Origin of the sequence: Sodalis-like secondary symbiont of Drepanosiphum platanoidis (assembly GCF_964059955.1) — a bacterium.
Taxonomy (GTDB): Bacteria; Pseudomonadota; Gammaproteobacteria; order Enterobacterales; family Enterobacteriaceae.
In genome coordinates this window covers 351,307-370,222 of sequence record NZ_OZ060924.1, presented here as the reverse complement: position 1 = coordinate 370,222, position 18,916 = coordinate 351,307, and the positions used below count along the sequence as shown (strand labels likewise).

Below are 18,916 nucleotides of genomic sequence, written 5' to 3'. Positions count from 1 at the left end.
TTTAAATTAATAAAAATATTATAAATATATAATATTTTTATTATTAAATTAATATATAACCTATAAATAATAATTTAATATTATTTATAATAATAATTTATATATTAATAAAAGTTTATTCTAAAAAAAATAATAAATTAATTTTTTATTTTATATATAAAAAACAAAATTTAATAATTAAATATATAAAAGTTCATATTAATATAAAATTTTATCTGATTTTTTATTTAAAATAAATATAAATATAATTCCTTATTATTAAATTTAATTTATATATTAAACAAATTTAAAATTTTTTTTAAAATATTAGTTTATAATATTTTTTACTAATTTTATTTTTTTAAAATATATTTTTAATAAAAATTTAATAATATAATTATTATATTACATAATATTATAAGAGTATCAAGAAATAAATTTATTAAAAAAATATTTAACAATATTATTATAAATATAATAAATAAAATAAAATTTAAATAAATTTATTATTATAATAATTAATATTATTAAAAATATAAAAATAATTATTATATTATTATTAATAAAAAAAATTAATAAAAAATATATTTTATATAAAATTATTAAATCTTTAAAAATAATAATAATAAAAAATTATATTCTTATATAATTTATTTCATATTTTATGAAAATATTTTTAAGAATATAAAAAATTTTTTTATAAATTAAATTAGTATTTATGATAATATTATAATTAATAATTAAAATTTACTCTAATATATAAAATATTAAAATTATCTAAAATATTAGTAAAATATATAAGATTAATTAATAATTTTAAATTGATTTATAATATATTTTAAATAATAAAATAATATTTATTTAAAGACAAAAAATTTATGAAAATAAAATTAATTGTAGGACTTGGAAATCCAGGAAAAAAATATATTATGACAAGACATAATATAGGTTCTTGGTATATTCATATTTTAGCAAAAAAATTTAATATTAAATTAAAAAAAAAAATAAATTTTTAGGATATTTAGGATTATTAAATTTTAAATTAAATAAAATTTATTTATTTATACCAAATGTTTTTATAAATTTAAGTGGAAAATCTGTTTTATATATTACTAAATTTTATAATATAAAAACTGAAGAAATATTAATAATTCATGATGAATTAAATTTATCTCCTGGTCAAATAAAATTTAATATAAAAAAAAATTATAGTACTCATAATGGTTTAAAAAATATAGTTAAAGAATTAAATAATAATTCTTTTAATTCATTAAAAATAGGAATAGGACATCCAGGTTTTAAAAAAAATATTATAAAATTTGTATTAAGTAGTCCAACAATTTTAGAAAAAAAATTAATTATAAATTCGATAAAAAAATCTATTAAAAATATAAATTATATAATAAAAAAAAATAAAAAATAAAATTTATATTTAATTTATTAAATAAATAATAAATATATAATTTTATATAAATAATATATTTATTTTTATAAAAATAAATATATTAATTTTTATTAAAGAGTCGATTATTAAGCCGGATTCTGTCTAGGATAGTCATTTATCTAGATTAATATTCACATATTAACTCAAGCGGCTTACCCAAGCTTTAGTACGGGTAATACTATTAAGCTTTTATTTAGCCTTGCTCCGAATGGAGTTTACATTACCATAAACTGTTACCAGTTATGTGGTGTGCTTTTACCACACCTTTTCACCCTTACCATATAATATATAAAATTTAGGCGGTTTTTTTTCTGTTGCACTATTCGTAAGTTTACACTTCCCAGTAATTATCTGGCATTCTTACCCTTTGGAGTCCGGACTTTCCTCTATTAATTTTTATAAAAAATAGCGACTATCTTATCGACTCTTTAATTTAAAAATTAAAATTATTTTAATAAATAAAATTTATAATTTAATTATATATTACAACAATTATTTAAATTTTTATATAAATTAAAAATTTATTTAAAAAAATATTTTAAACAAATTTTAAAAATTTTAGACCAAGTATAAAATTTTTGATATTATCATATAAATTTATAAACATTTTATTAAAAAAATAAAAATTATTATTTTTTTATTATTTTTATTAAAATAATAATTTTTATTATAATAAATAAATATATTCAAATTTTTTAAATAAAATTATTAAAATGTATTTTTAAAATGAAAAAATATAATTGGTTAAATGATTCTTATAAAAGAATAATTAATTTTTTTAAAAAAAATAAAGCTCATCATGCATTATTAATACAAAGTTTTAAAGGAAATGGAGAATTATATTTTTTATATTCGATAGCAATGTGGTTAATATGTAAAAAAAAAAATAATACAAAATATTGTAATAAATGTAAAGATTGTAAATTAATGAAAGTTGGATATCATCCAGATTTTTATCAATTAGGATTAAAATCAAATATTATAGGAATAGATGATATAAGATCTTTAAAAAAACTAATATATAATTATTCATATAAAGAAGGATATAAAGTTATATTTATACCACATACTGAAATTTTAACTGAATATGCAGAAAATTCTTTATTAAAAATTTTAGAAGAACCTCCTAAAAACACTTTCTTTTTAATGGGTTGTCAACAACCATTAAATTTATTACCTTCATTTAGAAGTAGATGTTTTAAATTTTATCTTTCTATCCCTAATGAAAAGTATGGAATTTTATGGCTAAAAAAAGAAATTAAATTTTCTTTACAAGAAATTAAAACTTCATTAAGATTAAATAATGGATGTATTTTAAATGCAAAAAAGTTATTAATTTCAGAAGAATGGAATAAAAGAAAATTTTTATGTGAAAGTATATATAAATCTATTAATAATAAAGATTTTTTATCTATTTTACCTATATTTACAAAAAAAAATAATGAAAATGTTACTTGGTGGTTTATTAGTTTATTAATTGATTCTTTAAAATGGAAAAAAAATATAAAAAAATTTTTAGTTAATGTTGATCAAATTGAATTAATAAATAAATTATCTAATTATTATGATATTAAAATTTTATTTAATCATATAAAAGAATGGATAAAATATTATAAAATAAATATTATAGTTAATGGAGTTAATAAAGAATTATTAATAATGTATTGTTTATCTTTATTAGAATAATTTTGTTATTTATATATATAATTTTATATAGGAGTTAATATGTTTTTAATAGATTCTCATTGTCATTTAGATAAATTAAATTATATAACTTTACATAAAAATATTGATGATGTTATTAAAAAAGCTCAAAAAAAAAATATAAATATTATTCTTTTTGTTTGTACTGAAATTAAAAATTTTAATTTTATGAAAAAATTAGTTAAAGGAAAAAAAAATATTTTTCTTTCTTATGGTACTCATCCATTATATATTGATAAATATTTTAATTTTAAATTATTAAATTCTATATCATTTAATAAAAAAATTATTGCTATTGGTGAAACTGGATTAGATTTTTATAAAAATAAACATAATAAAAAAAGACAAAAAAAAGCATTTAGAAATCATATAGAAATTTCTAAAAATTATAAAAAACCTCTTATAATACATTCTAGAAATTCAATAAAAGATGTTTTATCTATTCTTAAAGAAAAAGAATCTAATAATTGTAATGGAGTTTTACATTGTTTTAGTGAATCTATTGAATCAGCTCGTATTTTATTAAATCTTGGTTTTTATATATCTTTTTCTGGAATTATTACATTTAATCCAAATGCTTTTAAAGAAATTATTAAATTTATTCCATTAAATAGAATTTTAATAGAAACTGATTCACCTTATTTATCTCCAGTTCCATATAAAAATAAAGAAAATCAACCATCATATATGATATATATAGCAAATATTTTATCAAAAATTAAGAATATTTCTTTAGAAGAACTAAGTAATCATACTTCAAAAAATTTTTGTAAACTTTTTAAAATTAATATTAATAAATATTAATAATAAATTAATTAATATTTTTTTAATTTTTTTAATTTTTTTAAATATTTATAGGAATTTTAATGTCTTTAAAAAATTTTTTTTCATATAAATTACCATCTATTTCTACTGATTTACCTTTTACTTTAATGTTAATAGAAGATTTTAAAATAATTTCAATAGATGGAAAAGATAATATTAATTTTTTACAAAATCAATTAACATCTGATATTTTTAATATTAAAGAAAATGAATATTCTTTTTCTTCATATTGTAATTATAAAGGAAAAGTTATTAGTGTTATTTATTTATTTTTTTATAAAAAAAAAATTTCTTTTATTGTAAATAAAAGTATTTATAAAAGTTTAATTTTAGAATTAAAAAAATATTCTATTTTTTATAAAATTAATTTTTTTTTACATAAAAATATTTTTTTATTAGGTATTGCTGGTTGTGAATCTAAAAAAAATATAAAAAAATTATTTCCTACTTTTTCAATTAAAAATAATAAAAAAGTTTTTTATTATAAAAAAACAACTTTTTTATATTTTAAACTTCCTATAGATAGATTTCTTATTATTGCTGATATTTATATGAAAAATTTTTTTTTAAAAAAATTAAAAGATATATCAGTTAAAAAAAATGGTCAACAATGGTTATCATTAGATATTGAATCATGTTATCCAATAATTAATAAAAATTATAGTAAAAAATTTTTTCCACAATCTATAAATTTAGAAAAATTAGATGCAATTAGTTTTAATAAAGGATGTTATTTAGGACAAGAAATTATATCTAAAATTAAATATTATAAATTTAATAAAAAATCTTTATTTTGTCTTATTAGTGAAAGTAATTTTTGTTTATTAAATAAAGATTTTATAGAATATAAAGAAAAAAAAAAATGGATATATGCTGGAAATATTATTTCCTATTGTTTATTAGATAATAAAAAAATTTTAATACAGGCAGTATTAAAAAAATTTATATCTAATAAATTTTTTATAAGATTACATAAAAATCCACATATAAAATTATATATTTTTAATATATAAAATATTTTATTTATAAATAATTTTTAAATAAAATTTATATTTTATATTAAAAATTTTATTTATTTAAAATGTTTTAAAATTTTTTAATTTTTAAAAATATTTTATTATTTATATATATAAATAATTTTATTTAAAAAATTTAATTTAAATTAATATATTATATATTAATATAAAATATTTTAAATTTTTGATTATAAATTAATATAAAGAAATTAATTTTCTATAATATATATTATAGAAAATAATTATTTAATATTTTAAATTATTTTTTTAAAATTTTAAAATATATATAATATATTTAAAATATTAAATAATTTATATATAATTATAAAACTTTTTTTATAAAAATTTTATTTTTTTATAAAAAATAAATAAAATTAAATTATTTCAATTTTAAAAACATTTTATAAGAAGATAAAATTATATGATAAATAATATAAAAGTTGTTGTAGCTATGTCAGGTGGAGTAGATTCTTCTATTTCTGCATGGTTATTAAAAAAACAAGGATACCATGTAGAAGGTGTATTTATGAAAAATTGGGAAAATGAAGATAATTCAAAATATTGTACAATAAATAATGATTTTATTGATGTAAAAAAAGTATGTAATCAATTAAATATTAAACTTCATATTGTAAATTTTTCGTTTGAATATTGGGAAAATGTTTTTAAAATATTTTTAAAAGAATATAAATTAGGTAACACTCCAAATCCTGATATATTATGTAATAAAGAAATAAAATTTAAAACTTTTTTTAATTTTGCAATAAAAGATTTAAAAGCTGATTATATAGCAACAGGTCATTATGCACAAATAATAAAAATAAAAAATAATTTTTATTTACTTAAAGGTTTTGATAAAAATAAAGATCAAAGTTATTTTTTATATAATATAAAATCTTGTAATCTATCTAAAATATTATTTCCTTTAGGTAGAATTACAAAATTAAAAGTACGATATTTAGCAAAAAAAATAAAATTAATAAATTTTAATAAAAAAGATTCAACAGGAATTTGTTTTGTTGGTAAACGTAAATTTATTAAATTTATTAAAAATTATATAAAACCAAAACCTGGATTAATTATTGATACAAAAAAAAATATTGTTGGAAAACATGATGGAGTAATGTATTATACTTTAGGACAAAGAAAAGGATTAAAAATAGGAGGAATAAAAAATACATTACAATCTCCATGGTATATTATTGATAAAAATATAAAAAAAAATTATTTAATTGTTTCTCAAGGATTTAATAATTCATATTTAATATCATATAAATTAATTGCAAATAATTTATCTTGGATTAATAATAAAATTTCTAATATTAAAGAATGTTTTGCAAAAACTCGATATAGACAAAAAGATTTAAAATGTAAAATATCATTAATAAATAAAAAAAATATTTTAGTTATATTTAAAAAACCAGTATTTGCTGTTAATCCTGGTCAATCTATTGTATTTTATTACAAAAATTTTTGTTTAGGTGGGGGTATAATATATAAATCTTTTAAAAAAAAATAATATTTATTATAATTTTAAAAATTTTTATTAAAAAATTTAATATAATATATATTTATTTAATATATTGTAAATATATAAAATATATTTATGTATAAATATATAATTTTATAATCAAAATAAGTAAATTATTATATAATGGTAAAAATATGAATTTAATTGATCATTCTTTAGAAGAAATTATTTTTTTAAAAAAAATTGCATCCAATATTATTGAAAAAATACGTTATAAATTTAAGGAAATAGAAGTTACAATCTTAAAAAGAACTGGAATATCTTTAGATATACGTTGGGGAAAAATAGAAAATATTATATACAATAATGATAATTATATAAAATTAATTATATTTTCTAATAAAAGAAAATCAATTGTTTCTTCAACAGATTTAAGCTATAAATCTATTAATAAAATTATAAATCATGCAAATGATATATTAAAATATACTACAAAAGATTTACAATATGGTCTTCCTGCAAAAGAAATATTAGCTTTTAAAGCATTAGATTTAAATTTATATCATCCAATAAAAAATTTTAATTTAATAAAAATAATTGATCTTATTTCTGAAGTAGAACAATATGGATTAGATAATGATAAAAGAATAATAAATACTGAAGGATCAAATTTTCAAAGCAATATTGTTACTAAAATAATTGGAAATAGTCATAATTTTATACAAAGTTCTACTGGAAGTAAATATTCTATATCATGTAGTTTAATCGCTAAAGATAATAATAGTATGGAGCGTGATTATTCTTATAGTATATCAAGATCTTTAAAAGATTTAAATTCACCTATATTTATAGGAAAAGATTGTGCAAAAAAAGTTATATCTAGATTAAATTCTAGAAAAATATTTACTCAAAATTCTCCTGTTTTATTTTCTTCTGAAATTGCTGTATCTATATTTTATTATTTATCAAAAGCAATTTTTGGAGAAATTGTTTATAAAAAATCTACTTTTTTATTAAAATATTTAGGAAAAAAAATATTTCCAAGTTGGATTTCTATTAAAGAATTTCCTCATATATTAAAAGGTTTATATTCATCTTATTTTGATCAAGAAGGTGTAAAAACTTCTAATTTAAAAATTGTTAAAAATGGTATTCTTAATACATGGCTTTTAAATAATTTTTATGCAAAAAAATTAGGCTTCATAAGTAATGGACATGATGGAAATATTTATACCTGGAAAGTTTCAAATAAAAATTTAACTAAAAATGAATTAATAAAATTAATGTATAAAGGATTAATTGTAACAGAAACTATGGGACAAGGAATAAACTATATGACTGGAGATTATTCAAAAGGTGTTTCTGGTTTTTGGGTAGAAAATGGAAAAATTCAATTTCCAGTAAAAGAAATCACAATTGCTGGAAACCTTAAAAATATGTTTTTAGATATAATTAATATTAGTAATGATATTGAATTAAGAACTAATATCCAATGTGGATCTATATTAATTTCTTCTATGAAGATAGCAGGAATATAAAATTTTAATTTTTTTAAAAAAAAATTAATTTCTAATTATTTTTTTGTAAAATTATAAATATAATAATAAATTTATTAAAATATTAATTTATTTAAATTTTTTCAAAATTAATAAAAATATTTAAAATAAAATATGCAAATTTCTTATATACCTATTTTTAAAGATAATTATATATGGATTTTATATAACATAAATTTAAAAAAATGTGTTGTAATAGATCCTGGAGATGCAAAATCTATTATTCTTTATATAAAAACTAATAATTTTAAAATTGAATCAATTTTATTAACTCATTATCATAATGATCATATATTAGGGGTTGATGAATTATATAATAAATTTAATATACCAATATATGGACCATTTAAAATAAAAAAAAAATATCCAATAAATTTTATAAAAGAAGGTGATTATATTAATATTTTAAATAAAAAAATTAAAGTATTAAATCTTTCAGGTCATACTTCTAATCATATTGGATTTTATATTTATCCATGGATATTTTGTGGAGATTCTATGTTTTCCGCAGGTTGTGGAAAAATATTTAATGGAGGTAATATTATACAAATGTATAAATCTTTTCAAAAGATAAACAATCTTCCTTCTGAAACATTTATTTTTAGTTCACATGAATATACTATATCTAATATAAAGTTTTTTCTTAAAATATTTCCAAAAGATAAATTTGTTAAAAAATTATTACTTAATATAAAAAAAAAAATAAAAATTAAAAAGAATAGTTTACCTTCTAATTTATTCTTAGAAAGAAGAATTAATATATTTTTATTATGTAATAAATTTAAATTAAAAAAAATATTAAATTTTTCTTTAAAAAATAATAATTATCCTTATATTTTTTCTTGTTTAAGAAAATTAAAAAATAAATTTTCTTAAAAAATTTTTAAAATTATTAATAAATATTTTAATAAAAATATTATATTTTAAAAAAAATATCTGGGGTACCAGGATTTGAACCTGGGATCGCGGGATCAAAACCCGATGCCTTTCCTCTTGGCTATACCCCAAAATTTTATAAATATACGGGAGACGAGATTTGAACTCGTATACTTTAATTTAGTACTAGAATCTAAATCTAGCGCGTCTACCTGTTTCGCCACTCCCGCAAAATTATTAAGCTACGACAGGATTTGAACCTGTGACCTCAGCGTTATGAGTGCTGTGCTCTAACCAACTGAGCTACGTAGCCATTTTTATATAAAATTAATAAAGTTATTATGCAAAATAATAATTATATAGTCAATAATTTTTATTTATAAAATATAAGAAATTATTTATTAATAAATATTTAAAATATTTTATATACTATATCATATTTTTATAATAAACTTTATTTATTTAACATTTAATATTAATTAAATTAAATTTATGAAAATTGATTTAAATATTTTTAATGAAATTATTTCCTCTATTAAAAATTATAAAAATTTATTAGTTGCTTTTAGTGGCGGAATAGATTCTATGGTTCTTATTGATATTTTATCATTATTAAGAGATAAAAAAATAAAAAATAATTTATCATTTAAATTTAGAGCAATTCATATTAATCATTTTTTAAATAAAAATTCTAAAAAATGGGCTATATATTGTAAAAATGAATGTAAAAAGCGTAATATATTATATAATATATATGAAATAAATTTATCTAAAATTAAAAATAATATTGAAGAAAAAGCTAGAAATTATAGATATAAAATTTTTAAAAAAAATATTAAATCTCATGAAATATTATTAACTGCTCATCATCAAGATGATCAAGCAGAAACATTATTATTATCTTTAAAAAGAGGAAGTGGTCCATTAGGACTTTCATCAATGAATTTAAATTCTAAGTTTTATAAAAATAGAATAATAAGACCTCTTTTAAATTGTAGTAAAATACAAATTAAAAATTATGCAAAATATAGAAAATTAAATTGGATTTATGATAAAAGCAATGATAATGAAAAATTTGATAGAAATTTTTTACGTATAAATATTATACCATTATTTACTAAACGTTGGCCAAAATTTAATTATTTAGTTTCTAGAACAGCTAGATTATGTTATGAACAAGAAAAATTATTAAATGATCTTTTAAAAAAAGAATTAAATAAATTAATAAAATATGATGGATCTTTATATTTTAAACCTCTTATAAATATGAAAAAAAATAAAATATTTTTCTTATTAAGAAGATGGATTCATAAAAATAAAATTAAAATGCCTTCTGAAAAACAAATAAATATAATTTTAAATGAAATAATTTTAAGTAAAAAAAAATCTATGCCTATTTTTCATTTATCAAATAAAATTATATCTAAATATAAAAATAAATTATATATTTTAGAAAAACAAGAATGTATAAAATTAGATAATACAATTATTTTATGGAAAAAAAAAAATAATAAATTATCATTACCTGAAAATTTAGGAATTATATATAAATTTTTTGAAAAAAATATTTATTATAGTGAATATTTTTTTTTAAAAAAAAATAAAAATAAAGAATTTTTTATGATTTTTCCAATAAAAATATTTATTAGATTACCTAATCTAAATGAAAATATTTTTATTAAATTTAGAAATAAAAAAAAATCTTTTCATACAATTATTAAAAATAAAAAATATAGTTTAAAAAAAATTTTTAATAAAATGTCTGTTCCTCCATGGTGGAGAAATAGAATTCCATTATTATTTTATAATAATAATCTTATATCTGCTTTAGGATTATTTGTATCTGATTTTGCATATCCAATTATTAATAATAAAATATTAAAAATTATATGGAAAAATAATATAAAAAATTAAAAATTTATTCAATAATTAAAATTTTTATAAAATTTATATTTTTTATTTTTAATTAATAAATTATTATTAAATTTTAGAAAATATTTAAATATATATTATTATATAATAAATAAATTATTTTTTATAATTAAAATATAATATATATTTTTAATATTATTATTTATTAATATAAATTAAATTAATATAAACTTTATTATTTTTTTAATTAATTTATTTAAAATTATTGTTAATAATAAAAAAATTAATTTATATTAATATTATTAAATTAAATTAAATATATTAATTTTAATAATTTTAATTAAATTTTTATTTTTTTAAAATTTTTATGTTTAAAATATTTTATATTAAATTAATACATATAATTATTTTTATAAAATTTAATTATAATAATTAAATTTTATAAATTTATTAATAATAAATTAAAATAAATTATAAAATTTTAAATTTATATATATTATAATAAAATTATTATATAAATTATTATAAATTTTATTTATAAAATATTTTGATTTAATAATAAATTATTATTTTATTTTTTAATTTTAATTAAAAAATTAATTTTTATTTTTTAATAATATAAACTATATATTTATTTATAATAAATTTCTAATAATTTTAAATATTATATTTTTTAATTCTTTAATATTTAAATATATATATTATTAAAAATTATTTGATTTTATTAAAAATAAAAAATAAAAAATAAAAAATAAAATATATTTATATATTTATTTTTAAAATATTTTATATAAAATTATATATTATATTTAAATATAAAAATTTAAAATTTATTTATATAATATAAATTGCCGATATAGCTTAAATTGGTAAAGCAATATATTCGTAATATAAAGATTGTAGGTTCAAATCCTTCTATCGGCATATTATATAAAACTTTATATAAATAAAAAATTTTATTAATTTAAAATTTAATAATTTTTTTATAAATTTTTTATATTTTATGTAAAGAATTTTGACATTAAGACAAAAATTAATTATTATATAATAATATTATTTAATTCCTCTGTAGTTCAGTTGGTAGAACGGCGGACTGTTAATCCGTATGTCACTGGTTCGAGTCCAGTCAGGGGAGTAAAATAAATTTTATTTTAAATTTTTAAATTATATAAATAATATTTTTTTTTAAAAAAACTTTAATTATTATTAATTTATTAATTAAATTTTATTTAAATAATTTTAATTAAAAATTTAAATATTTATTTAAAATAAAGTTTTTAATAAATTTAAGGTATTAAAATGAATCAAAATTTTTTAAAAAAAAAAGTAGCTATAGAAGCATTAAAATACATTAAACAAGATTATATAGTTGGAATAGGAACTGGTACTACAGTAAATTATTTTATTAATGAGTTAAAAAAAATTATACATAAAATAAAATATTTTGTTTCAAGTTCATATGAATCTTCAAAAAAATTAAAAAAATATAATATACCAATATTAAGTTTAGATGATGCTGGTTATGTAGATATTTATATAGATAGTGCAGATGAAATTAATAATGATATGCAAATGATTAAAGGAGGTGGAGGGGCTCTTACTAAAGAAAAAATTATAGCTGAATTATCAAAAATATTTATTTGTATAATAGATGAAAGTAAAAAAGTTAATACTCTTGGAAATTTTCCTTTACCAATTGAAATTATTCCTATGTCTAAATTATTAGTATATAAAAAATTATTAAAAATTGGTGGAAATCCTATACATAGAAAAGAATTAATTACAGAGAATGGAAATATTATTTTAGATATTCATAATTTATCTATTACAGATCCAGTATATATTGAAAAAAAAATTAATAATATTCCTGGAGTTGTTACTGTTGGTTTATTTTCTCAAAGAAAAGCTGATATTGTTTTAATTGGAAAAAATAAAAGTATTAATACTATTAAAAATATAAATTAATAAATTAATTTTATAATTATAAAATTAATTTATTAATTTATATTTTTAATAGTATTAATACTTTTATTAAAAATATAAAAAAAATTATTTATATTTAAAATTTATGAATAAAAAAAAAAATAATACTAAAACTTTTCAAGGACTTATTTTTACATTAAAAAAATATTGGGAAAAAAATGGATGTTCTATAATTCAACCATTAGATATGGAAGTTGGAGCAGGTACTTCTCATCCTATGACTTTTTTTAAAGCTTTAGGTTCTAAACCAATATCTATTGCATATGTTCAACCTTCAAGAAGACCAACAGATGGACGTTATGGAAAAAGTCCTAATAGGTTACAAAAATATTATCAATTTCAAGTTATTATTAAACCATCTCCTAATTTTATGCAAAATTTATATCTTAAATCATTAAAAAAAATAGGAATAAATTTAAAAAATAATGATATTTCTTTTTTAGAAGATAATTGGGATAATCCTACATTAGGAGCATGGGGATTAGGATGGGAAGTACGTTTAAATGGAATGGAAATTTCTCAATTAACATATTTTCAAAAAATTGGTGGATTAAACTGTAATCCAATCACAGGAGAAATCACTTATGGATTAGAAAGATTATCTATGCATTTACAAAAAAAAGATAATGTTTATGATATTGTATGGAATAATAATATTTTTGGAAAAATTACTTATAAAAGTTTTTCATTACAAAATGAATTAGAACAATCAATATATAATTTTGAGTATATTGATACAAAATTTCTTTTTAAATCTTTTGAAAAATTAATTAAACAATCAAAAAAAATGTTATCATTTAATACACCATTAATTTTTCCTTCTTATGAAATTATTTTAAAAGTAATACATATATTTAATATTTTAGATGCTCGTCAATCTTTTTCATTTACTGAAAGACAATCTTATATTTTACGTATAAGAAATATTACAAAAATTATAGCAAAAACATATTTTAATTTATTTTGTATTAAAAATTAATTATTAATTTTTTAAGAAAAATATATGGTTAAAAACGTTTTATTAATAGAAATAGGTACAGAAACTCTTCCTTATAAATCTTTAAAAGATTTATCAAAAAATTTTTGTTTATTTTTTAAAAAAGAAATTGATTTATTAAAAATAAAATATAAATCAATTAAATGGTTTGCTACACCTAAACGTTTTGGTATACAAATATTTTTTTTTAATAAAATTATTATAGAAAAAAAAATAAAAAAAAGAGGTCCAAAATTTTCTCAAGCTTTTTTAAAAAATGGAAATCTTACAAAAGCAACAATATTTTGGATAAAAAAACATTCTATTAATATTAATGATACAAAAATAGTTTGTATTAATAATATAAAATGGTTAATGTATGAAAAAATAAGTTTCAAATCAATTGATTATTTTTTAAATGAAATTATTTCTAAATCCCTTAAAAAGTTAAATAAATATAAAATGATGTTTTGGGGAGAAAGAATAATAGAATTTATTCGTCCAATAAACAATATTACTATATTGATAGATAAAAAAATTATAAAAACAAAAATATTAGGAGTTATTAGTAATAATTTTGTTTTTGGTAATTGTTTTATAAAAAATAAAAAAATTATTATTAAACATGCTAATGATTATTTAAAAAATTTATTAGAACAAGGAAAAGTTATAGCAAATTATAAATTAAGAAAAAAAATCATTCTTTCAAAAATAATAAACAAAGCAAAAAAAATTAATGGACAAATAAAAATAAATAATAATTTATTAGAAGAAATAACTTCTTTAGTAGAATGGCCTAATGTTTTATTAGCATCTTTTAAAAAAGATTTTTTAAAAATTCCAAATGAAATTATAGAAAATATAATTATATTTCATAAAAAATATATACCAATATATGATTTAAATAAAAAATTAACATCCTATTTTATTTTTGTAATAAATGTTAAACCAATTAATACAAAAATAATTATTTCTGAACATATAAAAGTATTAGAATCTTTTCTTTCAGATGCTAAATTTTTTTTCAAATGTGATAGAAAAAAAAAATTAGAAGATTATAGATTATATTTAAAAAATATTTTATTTAAAGAAAATTTAGGAAATTTATTTGATAAAAGTAATAGAATACAAAAATTATCATGTTTTATTTCTAATAAAATAGGAGCTAATATAGAACAAACATCTCGTGCTGCATTTTTATCAAAATGTGATTTAGCAACAAAAATGGTTTTTGAATTTCCTAATATTAGTGGAATAATAGGAATGTATTATGCAAAATATGATAATGAATCAGATATAGTATCTTTAGCATTAAAAGAACAATATTATCCAAGATTTTCTAATGATATTTTACCTACAACATTGGTATCATGTTCTTTATCTATTGCAGATAAAATAGATACTTTAGTAGGAATTTTAGAAAATAATAATTTATTTAAAAAATATAATGATCCATTAGGTTTAAAAAAAATTACTAAACATATATTAATAATATTAATAGAAAAAAAAATATCAATAAATTTAAAAAATTTAATTAAAGAAACAATTAGATTATATAATAATACAATTTTTAGTAAAAATTTAGATAAAAAAATATTAAAATTTATAATTGAAAGAACAAAATATTTTTTTTTAAAAAAAGGATATAGTATAGATATTATAGAATCAGTTTTATCAAAAAAAAATATGAATTTTATTTATTTACATAATCAAATAGATTCAATAGAAAATTTTAGTAAAACTAATAAATTTTCTAAATTTATCAATATATATAAACGTATTAACAATTTTTTTATAAAAAATAAAGAAAAAATAAATAAAAATATTTTTTTAAATAAACTTAAAGAACCAGAAGAGATTAAATTAAATATTGAAATAGAAAAAACAACAAAAAAAATAAATAATTTTTTATTAAAAGGAAATTATAAAGATATTTTAATTAGATTATCTAAAATGTTTAATTTAATTGATTTATATTTTAAAAATATAGTAATAATGCATAAAGATATTGAATTAAGAACAAATAGAATTAATTTATTAAAAAAATTAAAAAAATTATTTTTAATTATTGCAAATATTTCACTTTTAAAAAATAAAAATTTTAAAAAATATTAATTTTATATTTTTATATAAATAAAATAAAATTTATATTTTTAATTAAAAATTTTATATAATTTTTTTAAAAAAATTGAGATAATTATAAATATAATAACAAATATTTTTATAGGAATTATTTTAAATTTTGAATAAGGAGTTATTCCTTTATATCTAATAATATTTAAAGTTAAAGATTTGCTAATAAATTGAGATATTTTTTTTTGACATGATCCATCAGGATTTATAATTGCAGTTATTCCATTATTACTACAATACAACATACTTCTACCTAATTCTAAAGATCTCATACAAGCCATTTGATAATGTTGCCATGGTTCTATAGAATTCCCGAACCAAGAATTATTTGATAATGTTAATAAAAAATCAACTTGAGAAGAAAAATTATTTTTAATTTGTTCACTAAAAATTACTTCATAACATAAAATAGTAAGAAAATTTTTATTACAAATATTTTGGGGAGATTGTAAATAATTTCCTTTACTAAAATTTTCCATAGGAAAATTTATTAATTTTAATAATGGATATAAAATTAACTTCATTGGTATATATTCTCCAAATGGAACAAGATGATATTTTTTATAAATTATATTATTAATTGATTTTATTATAAGTGATTTACCTAAAAATATTACACTATTAAAATTAATAAAATTTTTTAAATTTCTTTTAGAACTTATTATACCAGTAATAAGAATTGTATTTTTTAAATACATAATTTTATTTAAAAAATATAATAAATTTTTTTGATTAATTATATTATTTGGTATTATTGATTCAGGCCAAATAATAATTTTAGATTTACCTAATACAGGCTTAGTATATTTATAATATACATTAATTTTTTTTTTTATATCTTTAATATTATATGTAATTAAATTTTTTTCATTTCCTTGAATTAAAGTAACTTTTATATAATCATTTTTTATTGGATAATACCAATAAATATTCTTAAGAAAAAAAGAAAATAAAAAAAATAAAAAAAAATATAAAAATAAATATAATTTATTTTTAAAAAAATAAAAAAAACTACTGATCATTACTATTAAAAAAGTAATAAATTCAAAACCTAAAATTGGTGCAATAAAATTTAAAGGACTATTAATTTGACTATAACCAAATTGTAACCAAGGAAATCCAGTAAAAAAAGAACTACGAAAATAATCTAATACAATCCATAATCCAGGAATATTAAATAAACAATTTAATATATTTTTTTTAAAAAAATATTTTTTAAACAAAAATCCAAATAATACAATATATAAAGATAAATAAATAATAAAAAATATAAATATAATTATACTTAATATTTTAGATAATCCACCAAATTTTATTAAACTAATATAAATCCAACTTATTCCTGTACCGTAAAATCCAAATCCCCAAAAAAATGATATTAAGCATGATTCTTTTATATTAGATTCATAAATTAATTTAAATAAAATTACTAAAGAAATTATAGCTATAGGCCATATATTATATGGTGAAAAAGATAATACTCCAAAAACTCCAGAAATTATTGATAAAAATATTTTAAATAAAAAATTTTTAAAAAATAAATCAAATAACATAATTATTAACTTGTTTTTTAAATAAAAAATATTTTATATTTAATTTTTTAAAAAATATAAAAATATTTATTTTATAAATAAGGATTAGAATAACCTAATTTTTTTAAAAATTTATTTTCCATATATTCCATTTTTATTGCTTTTTTTTTATTATTATGATTATAATTTAAAAGATGTAAAGTTCCATGTATTACTATATGAGCCCAATGTTCTTTTATTTTTTTTTTATATTTTATTGCCTCTAATTCTATTATTTCTTTACAAATTATTAAATCTCCTATAAAATATGAATTTTTTTTATGTATATCATCTACAGAAAATGAAAGAATATTTGTAGGATAGTTTTTTTTACAAAATTTCATATTTAAATATGACATTTCTTTAGAATTTACTATTTTAATATTAATTTCTATTTTTTTTAATTTTTTTTTTAAACAAATATTTTTTATCCATTTAAAAAAATCAGATTTTTTTGGAAATATATTATTAACACTATATATTATTTGAATATTAATTTTAATATTTTTCATTTAAATAATTATTTATAATATTTTTAAATAAATTTTACATATCAAATTTATATATTTTTACAAATTATATTTTAAATATTTTAATATTTTTTACTAAAAATATAATTTTATTATCTTTTTGAAAATTGTGGACTTTTTCTAGATTTTCTTAATCCTACTTTTTTTCTTTCAACTTTTCTAGAATCTCTTGTAATAAAACCTGCTTTTCTAAGATTTAAATGAAAATCTTTATTATAATTTACTAATGCTTTTGATACTCCATGTCTAATAGCTCCTGCTTGACCAGAAATACCACCACCTTTAACAGTAATAAATAAATCTAATTTTTTAATCATATTAGTTAAATTTAATGGTTGACATACTATCATTCTAGGTGTATTACTTTTAAAGTAGTAATCAATTTTATAATTATTTATTAAAATATTTCCATTTCCAGATTTAATAAAAACTCTAGCAGATGAACTTTTTCTCCTTCCAGTTCCATAATATTTTTTATCTTTCATTTTTAAAATTTCTCTATTAAATATTTAAAATTAATGGTTTTTGTGCAACATGATTATGTTTATAAGATGCATATACTTTTAATTTTTTATACATTTTTCTTCCTAAAGGACCTTTTGGTAACATTTTTTTAACTGCTTTTTTGATAATTTTTTCTGGATTTTTTTTTAAAATTTCTTTAAATTTTTTACTTTTTATTCCTCCAATATATCCTGTATGATGATAATATATTTTATTATTTTTTTTATTTCCACTTAATAAAATTTTTTTAGCATTTATTATTATTAAATAATCCCCAGTATCAATATTAGGAGTATATTCTGGTTTATGTTTTCCTTGAAGATATTTAGCTATTTTTGTAGCAAGTCTTCCTAATATTTGATTTTTAGCATCAATTAAATACCATGAATAAATTATATCTTTTGTTTTTGCAGTAAAAGTTTTCATTAAAATTCCTTTAATAATATTAAATTTTTAATAAATTTATTAATATATAT

16 protein-coding genes, 5 tRNA genes and 1 other RNA gene are annotated in these 18,916 nt (G+C 15.2%); 14 read left to right on the top strand and 8 right to left on the bottom strand.

Annotated features, from left to right (window positions below; translation table 11 throughout):
- The first annotated feature begins 857 nt into the window (after positions 1-857).
- Together AB4W47_RS01585 and pth are read left to right on the top strand one after the other, a co-directional pair.
- Positions 858-995: a hypothetical protein gene (locus AB4W47_RS01585; protein WP_367670527.1), complete on the top strand. Its 138-nt coding sequence runs from the start codon at positions 858-860 to the stop codon at positions 993-995.
- Entirely contained in the window at positions 971-1,402 is a 432-nt protein-coding gene (gene pth, locus AB4W47_RS01580) for an aminoacyl-tRNA hydrolase (protein WP_367670781.1), read from the top strand. The genes AB4W47_RS01585 and pth overlap by 25 nt, the downstream gene beginning before the upstream one ends.
- A 92-nt stretch (positions 1,403-1,494) precedes the next feature.
- On the opposite strand, the gene rnpB is transcribed toward pth, so the two are convergent.
- An RNA gene (gene rnpB / locus AB4W47_RS01575) (RNase P RNA component class A) lies at positions 1,495-1,851 on the bottom strand.
- Positions 1,852-2,149: 298 nt separating this feature from the next.
- On the opposite strand from rnpB, the gene AB4W47_RS01570 reads away from it, so the two are divergent.
- From AB4W47_RS01570 to gloB, 6 genes are all read left to right on the top strand, one after another.
- Positions 2,150-3,109, top strand: coding sequence for a DNA polymerase III subunit delta' C-terminal domain-containing protein (locus AB4W47_RS01570; RefSeq protein ID WP_367670526.1), 960 nt, complete (start codon positions 2,150-2,152; stop codon positions 3,107-3,109).
- Between the two features lie 39 nt (positions 3,110-3,148).
- A complete protein-coding gene (locus tag AB4W47_RS01565) occupies positions 3,149-3,931 on the top strand; it encodes a TatD family hydrolase (RefSeq protein ID WP_367670525.1) in 783 nt (260 codons plus the stop codon).
- A 62-nt stretch (positions 3,932-3,993) separates the two neighbouring features.
- Positions 3,994-4,965 carry a tRNA-modifying protein YgfZ gene (gene ygfZ, locus AB4W47_RS01560; protein ID WP_367670524.1) on the top strand — a complete coding sequence of 324 codons (972 nt, stop codon included), beginning with the start codon at positions 3,994-3,996 and terminating at the stop codon, positions 4,963-4,965.
- A 424-nt stretch (positions 4,966-5,389) separates the two neighbouring features.
- On the top strand, positions 5,390-6,487 hold the full coding sequence (gene mnmA / locus AB4W47_RS01555; RefSeq protein ID WP_367670523.1) for a tRNA 2-thiouridine(34) synthase MnmA: 1,098 nt from the start codon (positions 5,390-5,392) through the stop codon (positions 6,485-6,487).
- Positions 6,488-6,633: 146 nt separating this feature from the next.
- The gene (pmbA, locus tag AB4W47_RS01550; protein WP_367670522.1) at positions 6,634-7,977 is read left to right on the top strand and encodes a metalloprotease PmbA; all 1,344 of its coding nucleotides are present in this window, start codon (positions 6,634-6,636) and stop codon (positions 7,975-7,977) included.
- 132 nt (positions 7,978-8,109) lie between these two features.
- Positions 8,110-8,871, top strand: coding sequence for a hydroxyacylglutathione hydrolase (gloB, locus tag AB4W47_RS01545; protein WP_367670521.1), 762 nt, complete (start codon positions 8,110-8,112; stop codon positions 8,869-8,871).
- A 60-nt stretch (positions 8,872-8,931) separates the two neighbouring features.
- On the opposite strand, the gene AB4W47_RS01540 is transcribed toward gloB, so the two are convergent.
- The 3 genes from AB4W47_RS01540 to AB4W47_RS01530 form a co-directional block, all read right to left on the bottom strand.
- A tRNA-Gln gene (locus tag AB4W47_RS01540) sits at positions 8,932-9,002 on the bottom strand.
- Positions 9,003-9,016: 14 nt separating this feature from the next.
- Positions 9,017-9,101, bottom strand: a tRNA-Leu gene (locus AB4W47_RS01535).
- 9 nt (positions 9,102-9,110) lie between these two features.
- A tRNA-Met gene (locus AB4W47_RS01530) sits at positions 9,111-9,184 on the bottom strand.
- Between the two features lie 179 nt (positions 9,185-9,363).
- Here AB4W47_RS01530 and tilS point away from each other — a divergent pair.
- The 6 genes from tilS (at position 9,364) to glyS (ending at position 15,817) form a co-directional block, all read left to right on the top strand.
- Complete coding sequence (tilS, locus tag AB4W47_RS01525; protein WP_367670520.1) at positions 9,364-10,785, top strand: tRNA lysidine(34) synthetase TilS; 1,422 nt, start codon at positions 9,364-9,366, stop codon at positions 10,783-10,785.
- Positions 10,786-11,593: 808 nt separating this feature from the next.
- Positions 11,594-11,667, top strand: a tRNA-Thr gene (locus AB4W47_RS01520).
- A gap of 138 nt (positions 11,668-11,805) precedes the next feature.
- A tRNA-Asn gene (locus AB4W47_RS01515) sits at positions 11,806-11,878 on the top strand.
- 164 nt (positions 11,879-12,042) lie between these two features.
- Complete coding sequence (gene rpiA, locus AB4W47_RS01510; RefSeq protein ID WP_367670519.1) at positions 12,043-12,708, top strand: ribose-5-phosphate isomerase RpiA; 666 nt, start codon at positions 12,043-12,045, stop codon at positions 12,706-12,708.
- 103 nt (positions 12,709-12,811) lie between these two features.
- Positions 12,812-13,705, top strand: a complete 894-nt coding sequence (gene glyQ / locus AB4W47_RS01505; protein ID WP_367670518.1) for a glycine--tRNA ligase subunit alpha — start codon at positions 12,812-12,814, stop codon at positions 13,703-13,705.
- Positions 13,706-13,729: 24 nt separating this feature from the next.
- A complete protein-coding gene (gene glyS, locus AB4W47_RS01500; protein WP_367670517.1) occupies positions 13,730-15,817 on the top strand; it encodes a glycine--tRNA ligase subunit beta in 2,088 nt (695 codons plus the stop codon).
- Between the two features lie 38 nt (positions 15,818-15,855).
- Here glyS and lnt read toward each other — a convergent pair whose 3' ends face one another.
- From lnt to rplM, 4 genes are all read right to left on the bottom strand, one after another.
- Entirely contained in the window at positions 15,856-17,388 is a 1,533-nt protein-coding gene (lnt, locus tag AB4W47_RS01495) for an apolipoprotein N-acyltransferase (protein ID WP_367670516.1), read from the bottom strand.
- 71 nt (positions 17,389-17,459) lie between these two features.
- Positions 17,460-17,918, bottom strand: coding sequence for an rRNA maturation RNase YbeY (ybeY, locus tag AB4W47_RS01490; protein ID WP_367670515.1), 459 nt, complete (start codon positions 17,916-17,918; stop codon positions 17,460-17,462).
- A gap of 110 nt (positions 17,919-18,028) precedes the next feature.
- Positions 18,029-18,421, bottom strand: coding sequence for a 30S ribosomal protein S9 (gene rpsI / locus AB4W47_RS01485; RefSeq protein ID WP_367670514.1), 393 nt, complete (start codon positions 18,419-18,421; stop codon positions 18,029-18,031).
- 16 nt (positions 18,422-18,437) lie between these two features.
- Positions 18,438-18,866, bottom strand: a complete 429-nt coding sequence (gene rplM, locus AB4W47_RS01480) for a 50S ribosomal protein L13 (RefSeq protein WP_367670513.1) — start codon at positions 18,864-18,866, stop codon at positions 18,438-18,440.
- Positions 18,867-18,916: the final 50 nt, after the last annotated feature.